The 25,377-nt window shown below is 50.7% G+C and carries 22 protein-coding genes; 3 read left to right on the forward strand and 19 right to left on the reverse strand.

All coding sequences use genetic code 11. The features are described 5' to 3' along the window. Positions 1–33: 33 nt before the first annotated feature. From D4L85_RS28865 to D4L85_RS28875, 3 genes are all read right to left on the reverse strand, one after another. Complete coding sequence (locus D4L85_RS28865; protein WP_119757588.1) at positions 34–2,304, reverse strand: cation:proton antiporter domain-containing protein; 2,271 nt, start codon at positions 2,302–2,304, stop codon at positions 34–36. Between the two features lie 153 nt (positions 2,305–2,457). Then, positions 2,458–3,177, reverse strand: a complete 720-nt coding sequence (locus D4L85_RS28870; protein ID WP_119757590.1) for a LytR/AlgR family response regulator transcription factor — start codon at positions 3,175–3,177, stop codon at positions 2,458–2,460. After that, complete coding sequence (locus D4L85_RS28875; protein WP_119758989.1) at positions 3,143–3,892, reverse strand: sensor histidine kinase; 750 nt, start codon at positions 3,890–3,892, stop codon at positions 3,143–3,145. Before D4L85_RS28875 ends, D4L85_RS28870 begins: the two co-directional genes overlap by 35 nt. A gap of 392 nt (positions 3,893–4,284) precedes the next feature. Between D4L85_RS28875 and D4L85_RS28880 the strand changes: the two genes are divergently transcribed. Both D4L85_RS28880 and D4L85_RS28885 read left to right on the forward strand, forming a co-directional pair. Next, positions 4,285–4,674, forward strand: a complete 390-nt coding sequence (locus D4L85_RS28880) for a hypothetical protein (RefSeq protein ID WP_119754284.1) — start codon at positions 4,285–4,287, stop codon at positions 4,672–4,674. Positions 4,675–4,682: 8 nt separating this feature from the next. Further along, a complete protein-coding gene (locus D4L85_RS28885) occupies positions 4,683–5,525 on the forward strand; it encodes an IS3 family transposase (protein WP_119754285.1) in 843 nt (280 codons plus the stop codon). A 255-nt stretch (positions 5,526–5,780) separates the two neighbouring features. Here D4L85_RS28885 and D4L85_RS28890 read toward each other — a convergent pair whose 3' ends face one another. From D4L85_RS28890 to D4L85_RS28900, 3 genes are all read right to left on the reverse strand, one after another. Then, on the reverse strand, positions 5,781–6,746 hold the full coding sequence (locus tag D4L85_RS28890) for a PD40 domain-containing protein (RefSeq protein WP_160144070.1): 966 nt from the start codon (positions 6,744–6,746) through the stop codon (positions 5,781–5,783). A 233-nt stretch (positions 6,747–6,979) separates the two neighbouring features. Then, positions 6,980–7,708, reverse strand: coding sequence for a molybdopterin-dependent oxidoreductase (locus D4L85_RS28895; protein WP_119757595.1), 729 nt, complete (start codon positions 7,706–7,708; stop codon positions 6,980–6,982). Then, positions 7,708–8,451: a cytochrome b/b6 domain-containing protein gene (locus D4L85_RS28900; RefSeq protein ID WP_119757597.1), complete on the reverse strand. Its 744-nt coding sequence runs from the start codon at positions 8,449–8,451 to the stop codon at positions 7,708–7,710. The genes D4L85_RS28895 and D4L85_RS28900 overlap by 1 nt, the downstream gene beginning before the upstream one ends. 122 nt (positions 8,452–8,573) lie before the next feature. On the opposite strand from D4L85_RS28900, the gene D4L85_RS28905 reads away from it, so the two are divergent. After that, entirely contained in the window at positions 8,574–8,930 is a 357-nt protein-coding gene (locus tag D4L85_RS28905) for a response regulator (protein WP_119757599.1), read from the forward strand. A gap of 21 nt (positions 8,931–8,951) precedes the next feature. Here D4L85_RS28905 and D4L85_RS28910 read toward each other — a convergent pair whose 3' ends face one another. The 13 genes from D4L85_RS28910 to D4L85_RS28970 form a co-directional block, all read right to left on the reverse strand. Further along, positions 8,952–9,983 (reverse strand): transglutaminase domain-containing protein, encoded by a 1,032-nt coding sequence (locus tag D4L85_RS28910; protein WP_119757601.1) that lies wholly within the window; start codon positions 9,981–9,983, stop codon positions 8,952–8,954. A gap of 249 nt (positions 9,984–10,232) precedes the next feature. Beyond that, complete coding sequence (locus tag D4L85_RS28915; protein ID WP_119757603.1) at positions 10,233–11,393, reverse strand: hypothetical protein; 1,161 nt, start codon at positions 11,391–11,393, stop codon at positions 10,233–10,235. 66 nt (positions 11,394–11,459) lie between these two features. After that, the gene (locus tag D4L85_RS28920) at positions 11,460–12,683 is read right to left on the reverse strand and encodes a hypothetical protein (RefSeq protein WP_119757605.1); all 1,224 of its coding nucleotides are present in this window, start codon (positions 12,681–12,683) and stop codon (positions 11,460–11,462) included. A 29-nt stretch (positions 12,684–12,712) separates the two neighbouring features. Continuing rightward, complete coding sequence (locus D4L85_RS28925) at positions 12,713–13,282, reverse strand: hypothetical protein (protein ID WP_119757608.1); 570 nt, start codon at positions 13,280–13,282, stop codon at positions 12,713–12,715. A 244-nt stretch (positions 13,283–13,526) separates the two neighbouring features. Beyond that, the gene (locus tag D4L85_RS28930; protein ID WP_119757610.1) at positions 13,527–14,153 is read right to left on the reverse strand and encodes a response regulator transcription factor; all 627 of its coding nucleotides are present in this window, start codon (positions 14,151–14,153) and stop codon (positions 13,527–13,529) included. Further along, a complete protein-coding gene (locus tag D4L85_RS28935; RefSeq protein ID WP_160144071.1) occupies positions 14,150–14,821 on the reverse strand; it encodes a sensor histidine kinase in 672 nt (223 codons plus the stop codon). Before D4L85_RS28935 ends, D4L85_RS28930 begins: the two co-directional genes overlap by 4 nt. Positions 14,822–14,934: 113 nt before the next feature. Further along, on the reverse strand, positions 14,935–15,579 hold the full coding sequence (locus D4L85_RS28940) for a hypothetical protein (protein ID WP_119757614.1): 645 nt from the start codon (positions 15,577–15,579) through the stop codon (positions 14,935–14,937). A gap of 31 nt (positions 15,580–15,610) precedes the next feature. Continuing rightward, the gene (locus D4L85_RS28945; protein ID WP_119757616.1) at positions 15,611–16,039 is read right to left on the reverse strand and encodes a hypothetical protein; all 429 of its coding nucleotides are present in this window, start codon (positions 16,037–16,039) and stop codon (positions 15,611–15,613) included. A gap of 726 nt (positions 16,040–16,765) precedes the next feature. Then, positions 16,766–18,217, reverse strand: a complete 1,452-nt coding sequence (locus tag D4L85_RS28950) for a rubredoxin domain-containing protein (protein ID WP_119757618.1) — start codon at positions 18,215–18,217, stop codon at positions 16,766–16,768. 52 nt (positions 18,218–18,269) lie between these two features. Further along, positions 18,270–21,779 (reverse strand): nitrate reductase, encoded by a 3,510-nt coding sequence (locus tag D4L85_RS28955; RefSeq protein WP_119757620.1) that lies wholly within the window; start codon positions 21,777–21,779, stop codon positions 18,270–18,272. A 96-nt stretch (positions 21,780–21,875) separates the two neighbouring features. Beyond that, complete coding sequence (locus D4L85_RS28960; RefSeq protein ID WP_119757621.1) at positions 21,876–23,261, reverse strand: alginate export family protein; 1,386 nt, start codon at positions 23,259–23,261, stop codon at positions 21,876–21,878. Between the two features lie 5 nt (positions 23,262–23,266). Beyond that, positions 23,267–24,589 (reverse strand): MFS transporter, encoded by a 1,323-nt coding sequence (locus D4L85_RS28965; protein ID WP_185154862.1) that lies wholly within the window; start codon positions 24,587–24,589, stop codon positions 23,267–23,269. Positions 24,590–24,711: 122 nt separating this feature from the next. Next, a complete protein-coding gene (locus D4L85_RS28970; RefSeq protein WP_119757622.1) occupies positions 24,712–25,371 on the reverse strand; it encodes a response regulator in 660 nt (219 codons plus the stop codon). Positions 25,372–25,377 lie beyond the last annotated feature (6 nt).

The following is a 25,377-nucleotide window of genomic DNA, read 5'->3' on the forward strand; positions in this document are numbered from 1 at the left end:
TTGTTGCGTTGCCCTTGGTGGGTTAAAAAGGGATTACGGTTTTAGAATGAGCACTGACGATGTGTTGTTGAGCCATTCGCTGTGGGATTCCATGAGTTTTTTCCAGCTTTCGAGGCTGAGGATGACCAGCTCTTGTTGGGCGAGGAAGGCTTTGTCGATGGATTTGTCTTGTAAAAGGCGGATGTGTTGGGGGGCGTTTTGTTCGATGGCGCGGATGGACTCGCGGATCTCGGCGTCGTGTTTTGCGACATCGTTTAGATTGAGGATGGTGATTTGAGCCTCGGCGTTGTTGATGAGGCGCTGGGCATAGCCGATCAGAAATTTGTCGCGGGGCTCCAGCAGGGGGATGAAGACGCGGTCGATTTTTTCGAGTTCTTTATCGATGAGGATGCCTACGGGCACATGGCTTCGGTTTAGGATGGACCGCGTTCGTTCATCGAACGAGGAGCTGTCGAACAGTTTTTCCTTTCCGGTAACCGTGCTCAGGAGGCGGTTGGGGTTGATGATGCGGGTGGTGAAGCCCAGCACCTTGCCCAACAGGCTGCCTTCAAAAATGGATTGGCCCACCCCCACCAACAACAGGTCGTAGTCGCCGCGGTTGGCCACTTCCGCGATCTCTGCGTCAATGTCGTTGGTGGGTTTAAACAAGGTGGTTATTTTTTGTTGAAGCCGGTGTGACTCTTCCACGACGGGCGAGAAGCTCTCCTTCTCATATTCCTCGACATTGTATTGATTCAATTCATTGCTCGGTGACAAGTGCATAGCCGTGATGGCCGCGTTGCCGTTGAGTTTGCGCGTCAGGCTATTGGCCAGCCGCAGCAGCGACCGTCCCCGCTCAGGGTTGCCAAACGATACCAGGATCTTGAACTTGCTGATCTGGCTCACCTCGGCATCCACCACGGCGGTCTTCGACTTGAAGAGGAAGTTGATGATGTCCAAGGCAGGCCCGGTCATGCCGGTGGTCACTAGCGCCATGATCACCATCATGGCAAACACCTGGGGCGTGAGCACACCGAGGTCGTAGCCGATGTTCAGTACGATGAGCTCCATCAGGCCGCGGGTGTTCATGAGGGCGCCAATGGCGAGGCTGTCTTTCCAGCTTTGTCCCACGAATTTTGCAGCTAACGCGCTGCCAAAGAATTTGCCGGTAACGGCCACCAGGATAATAACACCCGTGATCATCCACAGATACGGATCGTTCAACAACCCGATCTGTGTTCGCAATCCTGTAAAGACAAAGAACAAAGGAAGCAGCAGCACGACGGCGACGTCGTCCACTTTTTCGATGAAGATGTTTCTGAATTTCATGTTCTCGGGCATCACCGCGCCGGCCATAAATGCTCCGAACAGGGCGTGAATACCAATCACCTCCGTGGCGTAAGAAGAAATCACCAGGATGAGAAAGAAAATAGCGACCACCGGTTTGCTCAGGTTCTCGCGTGAAGCATGCAGATCGCCCACGCGTTTCAGGAACGGGCGGATCACGTTCAGCATCACCACCACATAGCCGATGGACAGCCCCATGATATACAGGGCGCTGACAAACGATCCCGCTTTCACAATGGCAATGACCGCTGCCAGAATGCACCATGCCGTGATGTCATCGGCTGCCGCACAGGTGATCACCACGGTGCCCAGACGTGTTTTCTGAATGCCCCGCTCCTGCACAATGCGCGCCAAAACCGGAAAGGCCGTAACACTCATCGAGATGCCTATAAATAAAGCGAAGGAAGAAAACTGGATGCCCTCGGGCGCAAATGACTCGTAAATAAAATACGCCAACCCCATCCCCAGCGCAAACGGGATAATGATGCTGGCATGACTCACCACCACCGCCTCGTGCGCTTTGTTGCGCAGCACCTTCAGGTCAAGCTCCATCCCCACCACAAACATGAACAGGATCAGCCCAATCTGACTCAGGAACTGGATGTTGCCCATCGATTCCTTCGGAAACAACGCCGCCGAGAATTCGGGAAAGTACATTCCCAGTAATGAAGGCCCCAGCACAATTCCGGCGATGATCTCGCCCACCACCGAAGGCTGCCCGATCTTGTTGCATATCCATCCGAATAAGCGAGCAAACAGGATAATGGTCACGATCTGGCCCAGCAACACCGCCAGCGGATGGTGCAGGCTGTGGCTCAACGCGGTGACAAATTCAGCCCAGGGATTGCTCTCCGCAGCACGCACCACGATATTTCTTCCCACCTCCTGCTGCTCTCCCACCAACACAATCCAGTACATCAAAAGCGAAAAAATGCCGATGATGCCGATGTAAAAAAATATATTCCTAAACTTCTTCATGCTCGCTTTGTTACACGTCCGGTAGAACCGCCGTGGCGTGGTTCATTTCCGGGTGCAAATATGAAAAAGAGGGGGAAAGAATGAAGACCGCCGGTCACAGAATGTAATGAAACCGAAGAAAAATGTAACGAAACAAGATATCCCGTGAAGGGCTTACAATTTTACTTTTCTTAGAAAATCCGTCCGATAGATTTCATTGAGCGTGAGCGCGATGGATTTACCCGCTGCGTCGGCAAACGTCGTGGTGATCTGATCGTGCGAAAAATACTGAACGCTTTTCAAAGCGATCATCTGTTTTTTGTTGATGCGGCAAAAATCCGCCGGCGGCAGCAAGCCTTCCAGCTTTTCGAAGGAAATATTTTTCAACGTAAGCGTATGACCGTCCGTAAGTTGAACAAATTTGTCGCGGCTGTCGGTTTCGGAAGCGCTGACGTAGCCGATGGTATCAAAAAATAAAAGCGTTTTCCCTTTGTCGGTATTGAGTTGCACGAAGTTTTTCGAGGGCTCCGTCTTGTTGATGCGCTGCCCCACTTTTTGCACCGCTTGTTGCAACCGTTCTTTCGTGATGGGTTTGCGCACATAGTCTACGGCATCGAGGTCAAAGGCGTCGGCGGCAAATTCGGTGTAGGCTGTGGTGAAGATCACGGGCTTGCCTTTCAACTGCGCGGCGATCTGCAGGCCGTTGGTGCCCGGCATTTCGATATCGAGAATGCAAAGGTCGAAAGCCAGCGTGGGGAGTTCTTTTAGAAATATTTCGGGATTGTTGTAGGCCCGCACCACGTCCAGCTCCGGCAGTTGTTCGCACAACAACTTTAAGTAGGTCAGCCCCGGGAGCTCGTCATCGAGCAGCAAGCATCTTAACTTTGTGTTCAAGCAGGTCTATCTTTAAATGGGCAATGTACGTATCGTTCTCCACAAACCGGTTCAGTTTAAAGTCATCCTGGTAAATAATGCGCAGCCGCTGCGCCAGCGTCTCGGCACCAATGCCGCCTTTTTCTTTGGACAGGCTGGGCTTGGAGGAGATCTTGTTGGACACGGTCAGGTAAAAAGTATTGTCCTTCAATTCGAACACCACAGAAATAAAGGCGTCAGCACGTTGCAGGTCGGCATGCTTAAAAGCATTTTCGATCAGGTCGATGGAAATGAGCGGGGCCAGCACGCGTTGGGTGTACATGGGATCGCTTTCATCGATTTTTGTTTTCACCTTCAATTCAAACAACGGGCTCACCTTGATCTTGTTGATCTCGATCAGATTCAAAGCAAATTCAATTTCCTCTTTCGGTGTCACATAGCGATGACGCGTCTCATACAACAAATAGTCCAGCACGTTCGAAAGTTTGTGAAGCGAAAAATAGGTTTGGTAGGCGTGCGACTGAATGGAATTGAGAATGTTGCGCAGCAAGTGGGGATTCAGTTTTGCCTCCAGCGTTTCCAGTTGCAGCCCGTTCACTTTCCGTTCCAGCACCTCGAACTGGGCCTGCGCCGCCGCTCGCCGCGCTTCTGCCCGCGCCAACTTGCGCCACAAGTAGATCGCCGCCGCGGCCAGCAGCAGCACCAGGGCTGAAAGGATATAAACAAAAGTGGACAAAGCTTTGCTGTTTAAGAAAGCGAAGGTACAAGGTTTTGTCGTCACCGCCTAGCCGCCCACGCCAACTCAAAAGCTGCCGGAAGGAGAAACTAAGATTGCTGATAGCATAACTTGCCAATGTATTCATACTAACCCCAGGCTTTAGCCTGGGGTTATCGGCATAATGAAAAAGGTGCCATAGGAAAGTCGGATCGATCTTCACGTTTCATGGCACCGCCCGCACACGCTGCCTCGGGCTCCGTCGTGACGAGCCCCTCTATCGAGCGTGACATGTCCTTGAGCCAAGTGACCCCAATTGCACTTCGAAGCCAGAGGTAGTGAGGGTGCGCCATGAACATTCGTGCTAACTGTCTTGTCCTGAAATAGGTTTACACTAAACCAGTAAACCTGCAATGAGAACTAAAAAGAGAAAGTGGACCCGTTTAAGCGACGAAGAAAAGAAGCGGCTAATCGAATTGTATCATTCAAGAGGTGGATGCAAAGATGAATTTTGGCGTCAGTTCATAGATAAGGGCAGTAGAAATCAGGGTCGGTTATTGAGGTGGATGCGTCAGCTTGGTCTCGAGAAAAAACGTGTTCCAAGGAAACCCTTAAATTTGCGACCTATGGGTAGTAAGAAGAAGGGCAAAAAAGACTCAGATCAGGCGCTAACAGCCAGGATTAAAGAACTGGAAAAGCAGCTGGAGGATAGCCGACTAAAAGAAGAAGCTTACAGACGGATGATTCAGATAGCGGAGAAGGATCTCAAAATTGACATCCAAAAAAAGTCCGATACCAAGTAATCCATCAAATGAAGTTGCGTTACAAACACATCGCCCTGATCCGGCTATGTCGATTACTTGGTATAACTTCTCAGGCTTATTATCAACATTTCAAACATCAAAACTCTCAGCAGACTACGCTCAAAGTTGTATTGAGCCAGGTATATAAAATTAGGGACCGACATCCTCGCATGGGAGGAAGAAAAATTTATCGAATGATACAGTCTTTTTTGCACGAGCACCAAATCAAAATGGGCCGTGATGCATTTTTTAAGTTGCTAGAAATCAACAACTTATTGGTTGTCCGGAAAAAGAGAAAGGTATTTACGACAAACTCCCAGCACCACTTCCATAAATACCCTAATTTAATTAAGCAATGCATTCCAGATCGCGTAAACCAACTTTGGGTAAGTGATATAACTTATTGGAAAATTAATAGTGGATACGTTTATATCAGTTTGATTACGGATGCCTATTCGCGAAAAATTATTGGCTATCATGTAGCCAAGACACTGGAAGCTACTGGAACTGTCCAAGCATTAAAAATGGCTCTACGTACAATCCAGACGAAGCCCATCAGCCTAATCCATCACTCTGACAGGGGTCTGCAATACTGCTGTCGCCAATACACGCAGTTGCTTCGGGATAGCCTGATTCAAATTAGTATGACAGAGAATGGAGACCCCTATGAAAATGCTTTGGCTGAGCGTGTGAATGGTATATTAAAAGAAGAGTACCTTAACGAATACTCCGTTCACAATTTGAATCAGGCCAAGATGACAATGGATTTGGTAGTTAGGCTATATAATGAAGAACGCCCTCATATGAGCTGTGGCTACCAGACTCCTGAAATTATCCATTCAAGATGTTGAAATATGGATAACTCTCAAAAGTACATTACTTTGAAAGGTATTCTTGTGGAGTTATCCACATTCCAACATCAAAACACGACAATAGTAATGATGTTAAATCTGTAAACTTATTTTAGGACGAGACAAACATTAGGATGCGAGCGTGGCGCAAATACTATGGGTTGCCCTAACCCCAGGCTAAAGCCTGGGGTTATAAACGTTCAATATAGGCTATACACGATCCGTAACTTGTGTACGCAAGACGGCAGCCAAGGGCTACGGCTTGCGCAAATTCAGCGCCGAGAGATCGACCTGGTAGATGTCGCTCAGCCCATTGCCCGCGCTGTGCAGACGCTTGTCCATCTCTGTAGCCGTCTCAGGTTTTGCCGTGGTGGCGGGATTTCTATTGCGCGAGCTCGCAAAGAAAAAGTATTTACCATCCCGCGACACCTTCGGCGAGAACTCGGTCACCCCGGAGTTGAAGGGCTCCGGCAATCGTTCGGCAGGTGTCCACTTTCCGTTTTCGTTGTAGCTCACATACAGGTCGGCGTTGTCAAGGTGATCGGGCCGGGCGGCGAGAAAGATCAGGATTTTTTCGTCGGGGAAAATAAAAGGTTCGTACTCACTCCCGGGCGTGTTGATGGCCTCGCCGAGATTTTCGGGTTGCTGATATTTTCCATCCACCAACACGCTCCGGAAAATGTCCGACCCTCCCAGCCCACCGTCTCTCCGCGAGCCGAAATACAGCGTGCCCTTGTCGGTTAAGGTTGGATAGTATTCGCTTTTATCGCTATTGACGGGCGCCTCCATCCGGACGGGCTCACTCCAGCCCATCTTCGTGCGCTCCATTTTCCAGATGTCCATATCTGCTTTAGCAGGATCGCCGGCTTTGAGGGGACGGTTGGAAATGAAATACAACGTCTTACCGTCCTTTGTGAAGAAGGGATCGGCGTCCATATACTGCCCGGAGAACGGAGCAATCGAAGGCGCGGCCCACGCGCCATTTTTATAATACGAAACACAAATGGTCCACTTGCTGATATCCGGACCGCTCTTCACAAAATACAACGTATCACCCCCCGGCGAAAATGCAGGATGAGATTCGTAGTCACCCGTACTCACAACACCCTCACCAAAAATGCGCGGCTGCAACAACGCGCCGGCTTGTGCATAAGATTTTGGCTGAGCGTCGATGGAGGAATATATCAAAGCAATCGACAGGAACGTAAGGAAATAACGCATAGCTTTTTGGTTAAGGTACAGCATAATACCAAAGCCCAAGATACAGCCGATTGAACTATGTTGCATTTCAACACCCCCAAAACGCTCACACCTTTTGCGGCAATTTCAACCCCGGAAGCTTATTTTTTTAAAAGCCCCAATGCATGACCTCTATGCGTCGCATAAATATTCACCCTCACAAACTCACACCCTACTGGCTCCTGGCTCCTGGATTCTGGCTCCTGAAAATTCCCTCAAATCCCCACATACCAAGCCCACCCAATGTCCCCATTGTCAATAAAATCATCACTCACCACCACCCTTTCCAAAAACTTAATGCTCTTATACCCCACCTGCGTCTCCACCCGTGCGCGTACAGGCGCCCCGTGGGGAATGGAAAGGTCGCGGCCGTTCATGCCATAGGCCAGGAGCGTCTGCGGGTGAAAGGCATCGAGCAAGTCGATGCTTTCGCGGTAGCCGTCGTAGGCCACGAAATTCACAAAGCGTGCGGTGGGCAGGATGCCGGCGTGTTGCAACACCACGCTCAGCGGCACACCCGTCCATTCGGCAATGGCCGACCATCCCTCTTCACAGAGGTGACGTGTGATCTGCTTGCGCATGGGAAACTTCTGAAGGTCGGCCAGCGAATACAATCCCGGTCGCGCCACACGCCCCTCGACCGACAAGCGCCAGTCGCCAAACCCATTTTTAAGAAAGGGACCATACGCCTCGCTATGCACCGAGGGATCGATCGTGCCCGTGGCGGGGAACGACGAGATATCGCCATAGGCATACTCCTTCACCAGCGATTGTCCCGGCAGCAGCGCCCGGTGGGCCTTGTAGGTGAGCACGTCGCCCATGCGGAGGATGTTGCCGTAGGTGGGCGGAAGAGGTTGCGAACAGGCGGGCAACAACATGCCGCTCAGCGAGGTCAACCCCGCGATGATGGCCCGGCGCCGCGTGATGAGATGTTGCTGTTTCATTATTTTCCCAGGGTCATGCCCCGCATTTGTTGTCTGAATCCGGAACGGATCACCATCACTACGTGCACCACCAAAAACAGCACGAGGGCCACAAAGGCAAAGAAGTGGATGGTCCGCGCCGACTGAACGCCTCCAAACATTTTCAGCAGAAATGGATACGCCGCCGTCACTGCCGGCGACATCGTCACACCCGTCACCACCATCAGCGGAAGCAGGAAGAACACGATGGTCACATAGGTACACTTCTGCAGGAGGCCATAGGGGCCACCACCTTTCGGAATCTGCATGCGCAGATGATCACCCACGTCGCGCAAGAACGACCGCCATGTAAATTCATCACGTCGTGGCAGGAGCCGCTTCCGGAAATGTCCCGTGAAAGCCCCGGCTAACAAATAGATTGCGCCCGTGACAAACAAGAACCATCCGGCGAGGAAGTGCAGACTTCGCCCCCACCCGTTCTGGTTGAAAATGTCGTAGGTGCGGCCTGCCGATACGGGCGATCCCGGCCGGTCGAAAAAGGACTCACGTTGCGTCCATCCGTTATGATGATAGTTGCGGCTGACGGGCAATTCCAGCAAAGCCGGCGTGAGGTCGTTGCCCACTTCACCCCAATACAACCGCGGGTGGGTCATCAGCATTTCATAGCCCGAAAACACCAGCGCGACAAAACTCATCGCGATGATCCAATGCGAGATCCTGACCCAGCGTTTGTGCTGACCATTCGTAACCGAGAGAGAGGGCATGGATCAATATACGTTTTTTTCGTCAATGTCTGAAGCCATTCTTCACGCCATCTTCAAACAACCGTAACATCCATCTCTTATTAACGTGCTACATTTGTGCCCGTAACCATCGCATTGTTCATATGCACGTGTTAGTGGTCGACGACCTGAAAGAAGATCGATTCATCATCAAGAAACTCCTCACCCCGCGCTTCAACGTCACCACCCTCTCGTCGGCACCCGAGGCCCGGGCCTTCGCCATGAGCCGCGGCTTTGATGTGGCCGTAGTCAACGCCATGCTCCGCGAAGACCTTGACGGCATCGCCTTGCTCCGCGACCTCAAAGCGATCTGCCCGAACAATTTCCTCGCACTGGCTTGCACTTGCCATCCTGAACCTTCGCGGACGCGGAAATTGTTGCAAGCGGGGTTTAAAGATATTTTGCTGAAGCCTTTTGATGTGAATGCTTTTACGTTTTTGGTGAATGAGGGGCGTGCCTGACGATCCATTAAGATGGATCAGTTAGTGAATAATAACACCTTTCTTGGCGGTTGATGTTTCGTACACCAATGCAGGAAATCCATAGTCGACGTGTATTTGAATCCCCTTAATATCCGTCAGCGGTTTAATAACAAACTCAACTTTGTTCTGAATTACCTTTTTACTGACAATCTGAATTTTTTCTATCTCCTTGAAGTAATCCGGATCAATCCTATACAAACTGTCCGCTACTTTTTCCGTAAGTTCAATATTAAGTCTTGATGCACGGGTTTCCGGCCACCCTTTCGCACTGATCTCAATATCAAGATCGGATGGTGATTTATCGAAGAGTAACCAGACCGTAGCGGATTCCCCTGGCCGAAGCATTATGGTTTTAGTTTTTGGATAGTAGTCGATAAGTCCATTTTTAATCACTTCAATATTTGCGACGGGCGATTGACTGAATCTTTCAGCATTGAAACTCTTGTCGAGCAGTGTCCACTTTTGTTCATCGGGAAGATGGTTGAGAAACATTTTCTCAGGGGGAGTTAGGTAATAAAACATGTCCAACTCCTTCGTAAAGGTATCGGTAACATGTCCGCTTGCCCATGTAGGGTCAATGAGATACCACTTGCCACTGAGTCTTACTGCATTCCAAGCATGCGGCTGCAACTCATCGTTTATCACTCCCTTGGCCATTCCATTTACTACTTCACACGGAATGCCTGCGTGATTACACAGCGATTTGAATAGCCGGGCATAGCCATCGCAAACTGCTTTCTTTCGATTAGCAACGACATTTGCAACCGCTTCATTATATTCAATACTGTCCCGGTAATTCAAGTCGAAGTCTTCGTACATATTATGTCCGGACAGCCATTTGCTATAAATCGCGACATCATATTCAATATTGTCGGTAACCCAATAAAATATAGCATCTAATTTCTTCCTAGGTTCACTAAGACCCCTGGTGATCCTCGACGAAAGTAATTTTAAGGAACTGGAATTGGTATTTTGAGAGAACGCAGGACCGACGGTCACCAGAAAAAAAAGTACGATTACATATCGATGCATAAAAGATTCTCCCCGGTCTGATTCAGAATGTACAGTTCAACAGCTCGTCCAGGTTTTGGGTGTCTATTCGGTTGTTGTGGCTACAAATATAAATTATTCCGGAGATCACCCAAGGGACCGCGTGTGCCGCGGTTGCCGTGCATGTTATACACGCAAAATCAGCTCCCCGCGGGCCTATACATTTCTTACGGCAGAGACTTCGCGTGGACAATTTCGAGCAAAGGTGATGAAGAAGTAATGTAGCTTTGACTAAAATAAACTTCGGAAACCTGAAATAGGAGGACTAAAATTTCTAAATCCAAATTGAGGATCAAAATGATGATTGGCTGCAAAAAGTCTGAGGCTGAATTTATCGACCGGCGGTCTTTTATACTCGTAATTCGTTCTGAAAAAACAATAAATTGGTCCTTCAGCACTAACATTGTGTGTAACGTCAATTCTTTCTGCCGTCGAGAAAGCACTAAAGGATAATTTGATATCATCGCGATCTGGAGAATTCGGATCGTAGAGATAAATTTCTACGTGATTACCCCGCATTCGATAACCGTAGGCCATCACCTGATGATTGCTGCCCAAATCGCCAGGATTCAGAGACTTGATCATGACCAAACCCATAGGCGATAATTTTCCTGAGAGAATATCCTGCCGGATAATAGGAAATTCAACATTGGCCATGATAAATGCCCGGCCATCTGCCAGGCCTAATGCATTGGCAATGTTTTCGTCTGTGTCCGGATAAAGCGGATTCATATATTTTAGGTATAAACTAATATCATCTATATCGAATGAATCGAATAACCGGTTCACCAGGTAAATAAACAGCGGGTCTTGTTCGCCCATTGGCGGATTCCTACGGTCTGGAATGATTGCTGCCGACTCGTAATAGTCTTTCACAGTATACACCATGCCCCCACAGAGACCGTTTTTTGCATTTCCGTATTTCCAGTCAAGATCCGATCCTCGAAGGGGTGGAAGCGAGTAGGGCACATCTCCAAAGCTATTCGCAAAATGGAATCCATTTTTGCTTGGTAAAAAATAGGGAACATAGTGCGGAATGGAACGCAATAAAAAAAAATCCACCGTAGCATCGTCGCCACCTCCACCCGAGTGAAATACTTCAAAAGTATCGTCCGTAAACTGATGATAGGAATTGGAGCCCCAAAATGGGTTATCCCAATGTACATAGACACTTGCGCCGTGGCCATCGTTGATAGCATATCTCGCCGAGCCCTCTGTACCCGTTGCCACACCGTCGGATTCTGATCTCCATTCCGTCACACTATTTGGGTTAATTACATCGGCAGGATACCATGGGTCAGTCCAATCACCATGCGATAGACCGTCTTCGGTTTTTGTTAATGAAAATCCTGTCTGATTGTGGAATACAATTCTGGTTGATCGCGTTGCCATGATATTCGGTTTAAATGACAGCGCATACATCGCAAGCGCTGCCGGTTAGATAACTGAACTTGAGTCTTATTGTAATACAACTAAAATTGGAATCAGTCCTCTTCCGCCGGCCAATGGCGCCAGTGCTTTCCCGATCACCGCGCCAAAAGATTTCATAGGGTCAACTGCTTTCATGGCATACCCTGCTATCGCCGACGTGGTGAGCATATCCCCTGTTTCGATAGGGGAAATATCTGCATCCACTTTGCAATACACTTTTCCCATCATGGCAATTGGCTTTCTGTCGGCATCATCGTTTTGTTTATCCAGTATAATTCCCGGTTTATAATTTCCGGCACCGGATATGACGCCCACCACTTTTTTATCATACGCCTTCGTGCAAGGTTGCAAAGTGTCTGTCGCCGTTAACACCATGACTTCGCCGGGCTCAGCATCTTCTATAACATTGAAATCCTCGGCAAAGTCTGCATTGGTCAGTCGGATATCTCCGGTCACTTCAACGTCACCTTCAAATCGTCCGGCGAGTCTACCGCCTTTTCCAAATACTCCGACGCCGGTCACACTTGTGCCTACGATGCCGGTTCCTGCCCCGCGTGCTTCGCCTTCAACGCCGTTTCCATTGGTAGAACTGCATCGCGCGGCCGCCAATGTTCTACTCACCGCTCTTAAGCCATAGTTCGTATCGCTAAAGGCCGCCACTCCTCTGCCGCTATTCGATTCGCCCCGTAGTCCGTATGCCGTTTCGCTAATGCCATGAACGCCATTACCGGTCTTACTTGTACCTCTAACGCCATCTCCCGCCCCACCGGCTTCACCTTCCACACCCGTACCTTCCGGTGAACTGCATCGGGCCGCCGACAGCGTTCTGCTGGTAGCTCTTAAACCATAGTTGGTATCGCTAAAGGCCGCCACACCCCTTCCGCTATTGGATTCACCTTTTACGCCGTATCCCGTTTCGCTTATCCCGTGAACGCCGTTACCGGTTTTACTTGTACCTCTAACACCATCCCCAGCACCTCCGGCTTCACCTTCTACACCCGTACCTTCCGTTGAACTGCATCGGGCCGCCGAGAGTGTTCTGCTCGTGGCTCTTAAACCATAGTTGGAGTCGCTTTCAGCCACCACGCCTCTCCCCACCTCGCTGATGCCATGAACTCCATATCCGTTCTGACTGTGACCCTGAACACCCTTGCCACCATCATGAACATACTCCGGTCCGGTGCCGGTATAGTCGCCTTTTACCGCCGGCACCTTGGCGTCTTTAGATTCACCGATTACATTATCATGCATTTCAATTTTATTTAAGTTAATTAGAGAATTTACATTACGCTTTTTTCAAAAGTCGTGTAGGGAGGATCATTCGCATATTTTTCATCTGCGGAAAAATCCTGCTTCATTAAAGCGTGGCCGATTTCTCGCAAGCTTTCAGCGATGTCTTTAACAGAAACCGCATCTGCTAAAAGCGTTAACAGTGCTCCATAATAAGCGTGTTCATGCGGCGGTAAAGGTTGTGGATTCAACATCGCTTCGTCCGCCCATGCCCAAGGAACCGGGATTCCTAACCTTATCCCGTCCGTAAACCATGGTTCAGGTTGAGGGCCAACCGGGTGAGGAGGTATGCGCGGGTGTATGGGTGTTAAACACCAGTTGTCATCTTCATAATCCATAGATTCTGCACCCGCCTTAAAGAGGCTCTTTGCCGCCAATTTCAATTGCTTGTCGATAACAGCATCTGTTATCTCCTTCGTGATGGCTTTGACTATCATAGAAGCCATCACATTGCGTGTGCCAACCGACATTTTGGAGCTGTGGGGTATCAGTGCATCATGCACTCCGGGTCTTAGTCGTGCCAGAAATACCAGCGCCGCTGTTTTTTGAAATAAACTCATGATCGTTAAATTTTAAGGGTTAGAAAAATGACTGCTTTGTTACATGCGTTTTCAAAGGCTGTGTTAAAAATCTATCACAAATGTATTCCCAGCACCAAAGGCAATCCATACCATAAGCATGGCAAAAAGTTTTCCTCCTGGAGATTTCATACCATGCACATGGTATAAACCCTGTTGGATCCGGATCAGATCAGTAAACTAAATGGGAATGAACTCAGCCGGATGGGCTGACGCTAAGGAACCGTTATTTATTCCCAAAACGCGCGGCGAGCGCTGCACGGGAATGCACATTCAGCTTTTGGTAGATGTTTTTGACATGAGAATTCATGGTTTCGGGAGAGATGAAACAGTGCGCCGCAATTTCTTTATAGCTTAGGCCTTCCACGAGTAATTTCAGTATTTCATGCTCCCGTTTTGTAAGGTGAAAATCCTGCGCTTCGGGTATAGGCTTTTTGTTGTAGAAATATTCCATAACCTTTTTTGCAATCAACCCATTCATGGAGGCTTTGCCTTCATGAAGCTCCCGGATGGCATCCAGAATTTTTTGTGGTGAATCCTTTTTTAAGAGATAGCCATCGGCTCCTGCTTTAATAGCGGCAAATATTTTATCGTCGTCTTCAAACACGGTGAGCATTAAAATTTTCACACCGGGAAATACTGCCTTGAGCTCAACCACGGCGTCTATACCACTTTTACCCGGAAGGTCAATATCCATAATCAATACATCCGGCGTCTGTTTAACAACATCGGCAACAATGTTCCGGCAGTGTTCCCTTTCAAAAACAAGTTCTATATTATCCGAATTGCTCAAAATCGTACGCAATAGATCCCGGTATCTAACCTGGTCTTCAACAATTGCTGTTTTGATCATATTTTTTGCAGCTCCATAGCAGGTTCATGATAAGAAAGTTCCACCACCGTGCCACTGGTGTTTCCGGGTTTAATGGTAAGGACAGCCGGCAGCATGGCTGCGCGGGCGAACATATTCCTGACGCCGGAACCTGATTCCATCAATTCGATCAACGTCCGGTTCAATCCTCTTCCGTCATCTGCAATCGTGATCACGACATGGCGATCTGAAAAACAAATCCTTGCGTCGATATGGCTACCGTTAGAATGTTTCACAATGTTATTTAATGTCTCTTGTATGATGCGGAATATAATAACCTGCTTGTCGAGTTCGATGTCGATCGGGTCTCCTTCTATGGAATGGGCCACCGTAAACAACTTGGTTTTACAAATCCTGTCCAGTTCGGCAATAAATGAATCTTGCCAGCCCAGCCGGCTGATGTTTTCGGGGTGAATGCTTTTTGATATATCCCGGAGGGTGCCCATCGCCTCGGAGAGCAAGCCATCTGCCGCTCTCACTGTATTTTTTTCTGCTTCCTGTAAGGTCACTTCCAGGGATTGCAAATGCACTATGGCGATAGAGATGAGGGTGCCCACATTATCGTGCAATTCGCGGGATATGCTTTCAAAAGCTTGTGACTGAATTTCCAACTGCGACCGGAGGAGTTCCCGATCGAAATTGTTTTTCAATTGCGATTTGTCCTGCAGATAGCGGTACTTTCTTTTTTGATGAATAAAAAGCGAGAAAATGATAAGGCCCGCGAGCAATAGGATGATCACCGTGCTCCCAAACAAGATAAGTTCTACTTCCGAAAACGGTAATCCTTCCTGCATAAAAAGCCGGCCGCTACAAGCACGTTCATTAAGATAGCAAACGAATTAGAGACATACAAATAATAAAACTTGGCGAAGACCGGATATTTCCCCCACATGTAATTCAGCATTCCTAAAAAAGGTATCGTTCCGCCAAAATAGACCAGAAATCCAAAACTAAACCAAAACCACGGATCGCGGGTAATCATTTCATTTTCCTCGCTCAAGTACAGTTGCCTGAAATAAGCGACCGTGAGAAAAATCATAAATGCGCCGCCCACGACGATGCCTGTAGTATGTAACGTTGTGATTCCCGTAAAAACGGACTCCGACACCGCTAGCAAAAGAAAAAGCACATAAAAATAAAGAATGCTTAAGCGAATGCGTTTGCTCAAAATTTGCTCACGATATAAATAAGCCAGGCCCAGATAAAATATCCAGAAATAAAAATTATAGAGCCAGTGATTTTTTATCCCTGAACCCTTCATCAGGTGGCCCGCCAGGTCTATGAAGAAAAGATCAAAAATCCATAATAACGATAGCTTTCTCAGCGCGATGGGATAACGATAATAGAAACTGATTGTACTGATACCAGCCGCCAACCCTGCCACGATCAAAGGAACAACCGATATCATTTTTTAAAACCTATGGGTTTGTGTCTAACTATTATCTACTGGGGCTGGGTGGGTTTAGCCCTGTTCCTTTATCCCCGATACCGGGCATCAACACCGTGATCTGATCTTCTACCTGGAGGTCGTCGGCCGAGAAGATGAACTCCTCGTCCAGCTTAAAGTTTTTTGTTGGAACCATAACGATCGTTGCCTGGGTGAGGCCTTTCCCGCTTTGGTGCCAGTGGCAACCTTCACGCGGCCTGCCATCTTCCCATAAGATTTTCGCGGTTGGCGTATCGTTCACGGGAAACCTGGCGAAACAGATGCGGACGCTATCGGCATGCTGCTGCCTGATCTTTGAAATGAATTTCTCAAGTTCATCGAGTTCGATGAGGCCTGATTTTGTGACAAAGGGCAATGCTTCATTGTTGTTGAAGTTTGCCGTCCATTCGTACAACTGGGTGGTGGAACATTCTTTTTGCATGCGGGTGGGATTAAAGGGTAAACAATTTCAATGATTAAAGATAGCGCGTGCAGGATGGGTTGCAATACCATGGTTATGGTATATTGGTGGACCTTAGTTTCCCTCCTCATCATTTCCCTCATTTTATCAACAATCCTTTTTCGCAAGCACCCGCGTTCAAACGATGTGGCGCAACTTCAGCGCTCATTGACCTAGACCCTCCAACTCCGTAGGAGGTCTCCATCATAACACCGGGTGCCAACCCAGTGTATACGAACATACAGTCTCCTGCGCCACGTGTTCACGAAAATAGAAGCACGCCGCGATCATGGCGCACACCGCGCTGCGCACGGAGGCAACGTGCATAGGCGCGCCAAACCGTATGAGGCTCGATCAAACTTTCCTGTGGCGCGTTTGCCGTTGCCTCGTTTTCCCCGGATTGAAATCCGGGTTTATGATGGACAACTCCTACGGAGTTGAGGCGAGGGAACCCCGGCCTTCAAAGGACCAAAAGTTCCTTTGAAGGCCACCCTTGGGAAGGGGTTGTTGGATGGGGTTCTAAAATGGGGGTGATTTTTTTGCGTTGGGACTTTCCCCGAGGGGGAAGATGGTGTTGTGGGTGGGGCGGTTGGAGAGGACAACGGCCAGGGATAGCAATGGAAAGCCCGAAGTGCGTGGGCTTTGGAGCGTGGACGGACTTGGAATGGATAGCCCGGCCCCGAGGTTTCCGAGGGGGGCCGCCCGGTATTATTCTTTTACGGCAACAAAATATTTCTTCTCACTATCACACACGTGGCAACGATATGTTTCGGGCAATTCGCTAAACGCTGTGCCGGCCGGGACATGTGCGATCTCGTCGCCGTATTTTTGGTCGTAGACGGTCAGGCAGTTGCTGCATTGATAGATCGAATCGGGATGGCCATTGACCGTTGGGGCGGCTGGGGATTTGGCCGGTTCCTTCTCGGGGTTGAGTTGGCGGAAGTAGAGTTTGCTCAACTCGATCAGCAAGGCGGGGATCAACTCTTTGGATACACGCCGGGCGTAGGGAATGTAGGTGATCGTGTTGGGATTAAAATCTTTGGCGTAGGAGATGTCATAATACTCGCCTGTGGTCGTGCCACCGATCTGGCTCCGGGCAATGACCACGGAAGTGAAATGAAAACTTTCGCGGTTGGTCTTTATGGAAAATGTGAGGCCGTGCGTGCTGATGTCTTGTTGATCCAGCTCGCGGACGAGGAATCGTTTTAGCTCCAGGGCTTCGGCGTCGATCACGGGCAAGTGCCAGTTGAGCTCCAGCGAGGAATGGCGTTCGTTGATCCCGAATTTGCCCATCACCTTCTGCCACCGCAGGCGGTCGCTGGCCTTGATGCCCTTCACGACAAACGCCTTCCAGGGAATGATGTTGATCTTGCTGATGTTGGTTTCCTGGCACAGCCGGCAGGCCGCGCTCATGAATTCGATGTCGTATTGGTTGTTGCGCCAATATAAGCCCAACCAATACTGATTGTTGAGCATGGCGTTCAAGCCTTCGTAGTATGGAAACGCTGTTTCGGTGAAGGCGAGCTTTTCAGTGATCGGGTGATAGTTGATCCGCACGTAGTTGTTCTTCAGCACGAGATACAACTCCTCGGTTGTAAACGGCAGGAACTCCTGAAAGATCTTCTCCAACTCACGGGCGATCTTGGGAATGTCCTGACCAAAGATAAGTTTGGGCCAGCACTCCAGCAGGTTGCCTTTGCGGGTATCGCGAATGTAGAGGTACCAGTAATTCTCCTCGCGCGACGCAATAAAATTCAACTCCCCCGAAAACAACGGCACCAGGCTTTGCATGGGGTCGACGATGTTGATCTTGAGACGCGGCGTGAACTCGAATGCATCGATCAACACATTGTAGGTATCCTCTTTCACCCAGGGCGTGGTGTCCACCACGTTCACGGCCACGTAAGAACTCACGATGTTCTGGTGGACCGATTGGTCGCCCGAGAGTTCGTGTTCTATTTTGATGGCGTTGAACACGGCATCCACCTGGGCTTCGCCGGCCTGGTTGCGGGGAAACATGATGTCTTGTCGCGAACCAAAGAGCACATATTTGTTGCCCAGGCTTTTGGACAGCTCCATGATCTTGAGCAGTGCCGCCGGCGAAAGAAAGCCGCCTTTTACAAATACCCGGATGAGATCGCGTTTTTCGTCGCCTTGCATACCTTCAGTTTCCCGCTTTGATACTAAAAGAATTATTTGTCAATTCCATGGGTCACGCACTAACTTTTGCCGTTTTCAGCATCTGCGCGATCTCCGGCTTGCAGCTGCCGCATCCTAAACCAGCGCCCGACTGCTTGCAAAGGTCGCCCAGGCTGGTACAACCACCTCGGATCAGCGCCTCCAGATTGCCGGCGCCCACCTGGTTGCACGAACATACCAGCTTGCCCAACACCGGCTCGACCGCCTTGCCCGACCGCAGCAACTGCATGCGACGTTCGGAAAGTTCCGTGCCGTTCTCGATCAGCGACTTGAACTCGGCAAACTCGCTTTTGTCACCAATCAGGATGGCGCCCACCAACCGGTCGTCTTTGATGATGCACTTTTTATAATAGCGCATCGACTTATCAATAAACAGGATCTCGTCGTAGTCCTTTTCGTTGGCCGGGATATCCGACAGGCCAATCGAACAAAGGTCCAGGCCCGACAGTTTCAAAATGTTCATGGGCACCGCTCCGTCGTATTCGCTTTGCGCGTCGCCATAGAGAAAACGCGCCAGCACGTCGGCTTGTTTTTCCGCAGCCGAGGTAATGCCCAGCGTCTTGCCGCGATGCTCGGCAATTTCGCCGATGGCAAAGATGTCGGGGTCGCTGGTCTGCAAATAGTCGTTCACGATAATGCCCCTACCCGATTCGATCCCGGCCTCCTGCGCAAACTCGATGTTGGGGCGCGTTCCCACAGCGTAGACGATGGCATTTACATGCACCTCCTTGCCACTGCGCAACTGCGGCACCAGCATCTCGGTGGCCTCATCAAACAAAACCGACTGCACCTGGTCGTTCATGTACACCACGATACCGCTCTCTTCGATAAACTCCAAAAGCAACTCCCCGGCTATCTGATCTACCTGGCGTTCCATGAGACGGCTGCTCAATTGTAAAATGGAAACGGAGATGTCTATTTCGCGAAGGGAAACTGCCAACTCCAACCCCAGCAATCCGCCGCCCACAATGAGCACGTGGCCTTTTGGTTTCAGGTGCGCCTTCAGGCGGTCGGCATCCGGCCGGGTGCGCATGGTGAACACGCCGGGGAGCTTCACAGGAGCGTCGTTGGGAACGTGCGCCCGCGTGCCGGTGGCCAGGATAAGTTTATCGTAGGCATGGCGTTCCCCAAATCTATCGACGGCAAACTTTTCTTTCCGGTTGATCGCCACAATCTCGTTCTCCAATTGCAACCGCACATTCAACGCTTCGAACTCGCCGTCCTGAAATTTCTGAAGCCGTTCCCAGGGCAAATGTTCGTTCACATATTCCGGCAACAACACGCGGTTGTAGAAGGGATACTTTTCTTTCGAGATCACGGTGATCTCGTCCTCCACGTTTAGCGAGCGATAGGTGCAGATAAAACGATAGGCCGCTGCTCCGGCACCCACTACCAGGATCTTTTCCGCCGGTCTGCGGTAGGCATATACCTCGACGGCCGAAAATTTAAAATCGGGTTCTTTCGAGATCGGGTCCACACGCGAACTGGTCACGTTGTTCGCGCGGGCCAGGTCGTTGGTCATGCGCTTTCCCCAGTGCATGGGCATGAAGACCACGCCGGGTTTTATTTCTTCTGTGATCTTGGCACATACGCGCGCTTCCCCATGTTCATTTTTGATCACCACCGGATCGCCTTCGCGGATGTTACGCGCCGCGGCGTCAAAGGGATGGATCTCCAGGAAAGGTTTGTCGATGTGTTGACGCAGGCGGTTCACTTTTCCCGTCTTGGTCATCGTGTGCCATTGATCGCGGATGCGGCCCGAAGTGAGGATGAGCGGATGCGTCGCGGTCGGCGGGTCCGACAAATTTTGTGGTGCATCCAGGGTGAAGAATTTTGCTTTTTTGGATGGCGTATAAAAACGGTGATCTGTAAAAAGACGTGCCGTACCTCCATGTGTTTCATCGGGCACCGGCCATTGCAAGGTGCCTTCGGTTTGCAGCCGTTCATAAGACAGCCCGCTGATGTCAATGTTCGTTCCCTGGGTTAGCCTGGCGTGCTCGGCAAATATTTCCGCCGGCGATGCAAAGTCGAAACCATGAAATCCCATCGCCTTGGCAAACGTGCAAAGGATCTCGCTGTCGGGACGAGCCTCGCCGGGTGGGTCTACAATTTTGCGCAGGTGACTGATGCGTCGCTCGGAGTTGGTCATCGTCCCCTCCTTTTCAAAATGGCCTGCCGCGGGAAGGATCAGGTCGGCGTAAGCAACGGTATCCGAAAGTCTTGAGATGTCTTGCACCACCACGAAGCGCGCGTTCTTCAGCGCCGCTTCGGCGCGTTTCAAGTCGGGCAAACTCACCAGCGGGTTGGTGCATATGATCCACACCGCTTTGAGGTCGCCGCGTTCCAGGGCTTCGATCATTTGCGTGGCGGTGTAGCCGGGTTTGTCCGAGATGGAATCTACGCCCCAGAATTCAGCCACTTCTTTCCGGTGCTGCGGGTTGGCAATCGTCCGGTGTGCCGCCAACATTGTCGCGAGACCTCCTACTTCGCGTCCACCCATGGCGTTGGGTTGGCCGGTGAGGGAAAATGGTCCGGAGCCGGGTTTGCCGATGTGGCCCGTGATGAGGTTTAGGCTGATCAGTGAAAAATTCTTTTTTACGCCGATCACGCTTTGGTTCAATCCCATCGCCCACAGCGTCAGAAATCCTTTCGAGGCCGCAATGTAAGAGGCCGCCAGCCGGATGTCGCTCTCTTTCACGTCGCAGTGGCGTGCGGCTTCAGCCACGGTGTATTGGAAAACCGACGCGCGATATTCTTCGAAGCCCTCGGTGTGTTGGTTGATGAAGTCGTAGTCCACATCGCCGTTCTCGATGAGCACGCGGGCGATGGCGTTGTACAGATAGATGTCGGTCCCGGGAAGAAGCTGCAAATGCAAATCGGCGTTGGCGCAGGTTTGGGTCTTGCGCGGGTCCACGATGATCAGCTTCACGTCGGGGTTGGCTTGCTTGTGCGCTTCGATGCGCCGGAACAGGATGGGGTGGCACCAGGCCGGGTTGGCACCGGCGATGAGAAAACAATCGGCGAGTTCCACGTCGGCGTAAGAGACCGGAACGGCGTCCTCGCCCAGCATGTTGGTGTAGCCGGCCACGGCGCTGCTCATGCACAAGCGTGAGTTGGTGTCGATGTTGTTGGTGCCCAGAAATCCTTTCACCAGTTTGTTGGCCACGTAATACTCCTCCGTGAGGCACTGTCCTGAAACATAAAAGCCTACGGAGTTGGGTCCGTAGGTTTTGATGAGCGAAGAGAACACCGCGGCCGCGCGTTGCATGGCGGTGTCCCACGAGACGCGCTCCATGGGATGATGGCGGCTCTTGCGCATCTCCGGATACAACAGCCGGTCGCGCTGGTCGTGCATGGCGTGGTGCAGGTTCATGCCTTTGGAGCACAGCATGCCGCGGTTCACCGGGTGGTCTTTGTCGCCCTCCAGCGTGAGGTTGTCGTGTCGTCCTTTTTTCACCACGATGCCACAGCCTACGCCGCAGTAGGAGCATGTTGTCTTATAGGTGTTCTTTGTATCGTGCATGTGCGGTCAGGGCTAAAGCCCTTTCGAGTGTTGGTATTGTACCCCGGGCTAAAGCCCGGGGGTATTGTTTATACTTCAGGCTAAAGCCCTTTGATCTCACTTTGTTTTTTTATCCAGTATGCCTTCGGGACGGATCGAGAGCATCACATAGGCCCATTGCGAAAAGTCCGAAGCATTCTTTACGTTCTTCACTTTGGCCGATGTCATCGTGGCGGTAGACGACATCAAAGAATAGCCGCCTTCGATGTTTATGATCTTGGTGAGGCCATAGTTGAAGACGAAGTCCACTTCGGTGCCCAGGGTTTTGCTCAGCAGCGCTCCCGATTCGTCCGTCACGGCGTGGGGAAGGGCGAATTGATGGGCGTCGAGCGAAAGCGACAGGTTGTCTTTCACTTTGTAGCGCGAGCGCAGGTAAGTGTCCACCAGCCCGTTGGCGCCAAAGCCGTCGGCCACGTAGAAGTAATCCATGAAGCCCCAGAACTTGTGCGGGGTGCCATAGAGCGGATCGAAGCGCTGATATTTTTTTGTAGGATCGGACCCGTTGTTACCCGACGTAATGTCCACCCCAGGTCCGACGCTGAACTTGGGGGTGACGGCATAGAGGGCCGCCAGCGACAGGAAATATTCGTCTAACGAAGTGCCTTCGCGATAGTGACCGCCCTGATAAAATCCATCGGCGGTGAGCGCGATCTTTTTAAGAACGGTGCCCGTGAAGTGACTGCCCAGCGTGTACCGGCTCCAAACGCCCTGGTCATAGATCGGCGTTTTCTTCTCTACATCCGTCGCGGCGAAGTGAAACTTGCTGAAGTCATCTTTGAAGGCCAGGAATGAAACGGTGCCAAACGAAAGCTTCTTGGCCGCGTAAAGGAATTGCATCGACTTATACATGACCCCGATGCCATTCGTGCCCGCCGTGTAGCCTACCGGTACTCCGTTATAGGCTGTGTTCGATTTGCGTTCTGCATTCTGATTAAAGGCTGCGCCGGCGTGAAGCGTCCATCCTTTGTTCTCGAATTTCAAAAGCGCCGCATCGTGGCGGCGCGCCTGTTGCAGCCAGTCCAGGTTACCCAGCAAGCGCACGTCGTCGTAGACGAGTTCCTGGCGGCCGATCTTGAGCGTGAAGTTCTTGATCACACTCCCCGTGTCGAGCAAACTGATCTCAGCCCACGCTTCGTGCACCATAAAGCCGTCGTAGGCATCGGTGGTGTTGCGATTGATCGTCGATGCATCCTGTCCCCATACCCGCACATCTTGCAACGAAGCATATACTTTGAAACGGTAGCCTGTGTAGCCCACATTTACCCGCGTGCGTTGCGAGGTGAAAATGGCCGGGACGGTATCTCTCACCGAAGGCGTTCCCTGACCGTCGCGAAATTCCGTGCGCGTGCGCAGTTGTCCGGAGAGGGTCACCTGGGCGCGGAGCGTGGTGGTCACGCCAAAGCTAGCGGCCAGCAGTGTTATGATGAAGTAAAATTTCCGCATATCGATCAGGCTTTAATTTTTTCCATAGCCGGTTGCAATTCCGGTTGGCTCACTTCCACGGTCTTGGGAAGACTCAACAGGAAGGAGATCACGGATACGCCCACCACCACCACACCGATGATGAACAAGCTTTCGCGATACGACAGTGTTTCCGACTTAAACAGAAATCCCGCCAACACCGCGCCCACATTTCCACCGGCTCCTACGATGCCCGACACCATGCCGATGGCGCGTTTATTTATGAACGGCACCACGGAATACGTTGCGCCGTTTGACATCTTCAGGAACAATGCAAAACCGAGCATCACGGCAATGGCCCACGGCAACACATCCACGGCCGAGAACAACATAAGACCCAATCCTTCCACGAGCAGAAAAACGCTGAGGATGACGATGCGCCCCTTCAATCCGAATTTGCGACCGGCCTTGTCGCCAAAGATGCCACCCAGGGCGCGGGCAAAAATGTTCATCATGCCAAACAAGCCGGCAATGATCCCCGCTTCTTTCAACCCCAAATGAAAATTGTCGACAAAATAAAGTGTAGCAATATTATCGATGGTGATCTCGATGCCGAAACACGCACCATACGCCAGGAACAAAGCCCACACACGATAGTCTTTGCAAACGCTCAGCAAGCTTTCGCCCGACTTGGCCTTTGCCTGATAGTTCGGATCGGCCTTGCGCAAATCGCTAAGGTTTCCGGCCGGTGTATCTTGTGTACAGAAATAATAAACAAAGCCCATGATGAACAAGGCAACACCGGGCACCACCATGGCGTAGCGCCATGCCGAAGCGTCGAGATAACCCATGCCCACGAAAGCGCCAAAGACCAACGGCATGACGATGAGCGTCACACCCCCTCCCATATTTCCCCAACCGGCTGCGGTGGCATTCGCAGTGCCCACCACGTTGGGCGCGAACATCACCGACGTGTGATATTGCGTGATCACAAACGAAGCCCCGATCACCCCGATGGCGAGCCGGAACAACAAGAAGGACTCGTAGCTGTTGCTCAAGCCAATGAACATCACCGGCAGCGAACCGGCCAGCAGCAAGATGGTGTACGATATGCGCGGCCCGATCTTGTCGCAGAGCCATCCGAACAACAACCGCGCAAAAATGGTGATGGACACCGACGCGATGATGATGTTGCCGATCTGTCCTTTCGACAGTCCCAGGTCTTCACGCACCACGGGCATCAGCGGCGCAATGCCAAACCATCCGAAGAAGCAAACAAAGAAGGTGATCCACGTAAGGTGGAAAGTGCGCATCGGCACACTTTTGAAATCCAACAGGTTGATGGAGGTCGAGGGTTGGGTTACTTGCATTGTATTACGTATTTGTTACGTAATAAAAGTAAGTAAAATAGGTATTTATTTTACGTAATAATACGTAAATATTTACTTAAACGAGTGCATTAAACGGGAAATCGTTTGCATAAACTACGTAGTTAAAGCAGGTTTTCTTTGACGGTCTTGTTCACCATGTCTACCGCGTTGTTCACGTCCAGTTTTTTCATGATGTTGAACCGGTGGGTCTCCACGGTGCGCACGCTTTTGCCCAAAGAATCGGCGATGTCTTTGTTGTGTTTTCCATCCACGACCATGCGCAAGATCTCTTTTTCCCGTTTGGTGAGGTGATAGGGATCTTCCTTCACCGCCGCCGGTGTTCCGGTAGTTGGCTTGGCGTGGAGCAAGCGGTTGGCCAGCACGTTAGAGACCGCGCCGCTAAAATATTTGTGTCCCCCGTGGATCTGTTTCAGGGCTTTGATGAATTCGTTCTTGTCGGTGTCCTTCAGCAGATAACCATACGCGCCGGCATCCAGGGCCTGCAGCACATACTCTTCCGAATCGTGCATGGAAAGGATCACGGCTTTTGTATCGGGTGCATACTGCTTTAGTTTCTCGGCGGCCTCCAGTCCATTCATGTTGGGCATGCGGATGTCGAGCACGAGAATGTCGGGCCGCAGCGCTTTGGCCGACTCCAGGGCCTCGTTGCCATCGCTGGCCTCGCCTACCACGTTAATGGCGGACTCCGATTCCAACATGGCCTTTATACCATTGCGCACCAGCACATGATCGTCGGCAAGCACGATGTTTATTTTATTCATGGGTAG

It is taken from the genome of Chryseolinea soli (assembly GCF_003589925.1).
Lineage (GTDB): Bacteria > Bacteroidota > Bacteroidia > Cytophagales > Cyclobacteriaceae > Chryseolinea > Chryseolinea soli.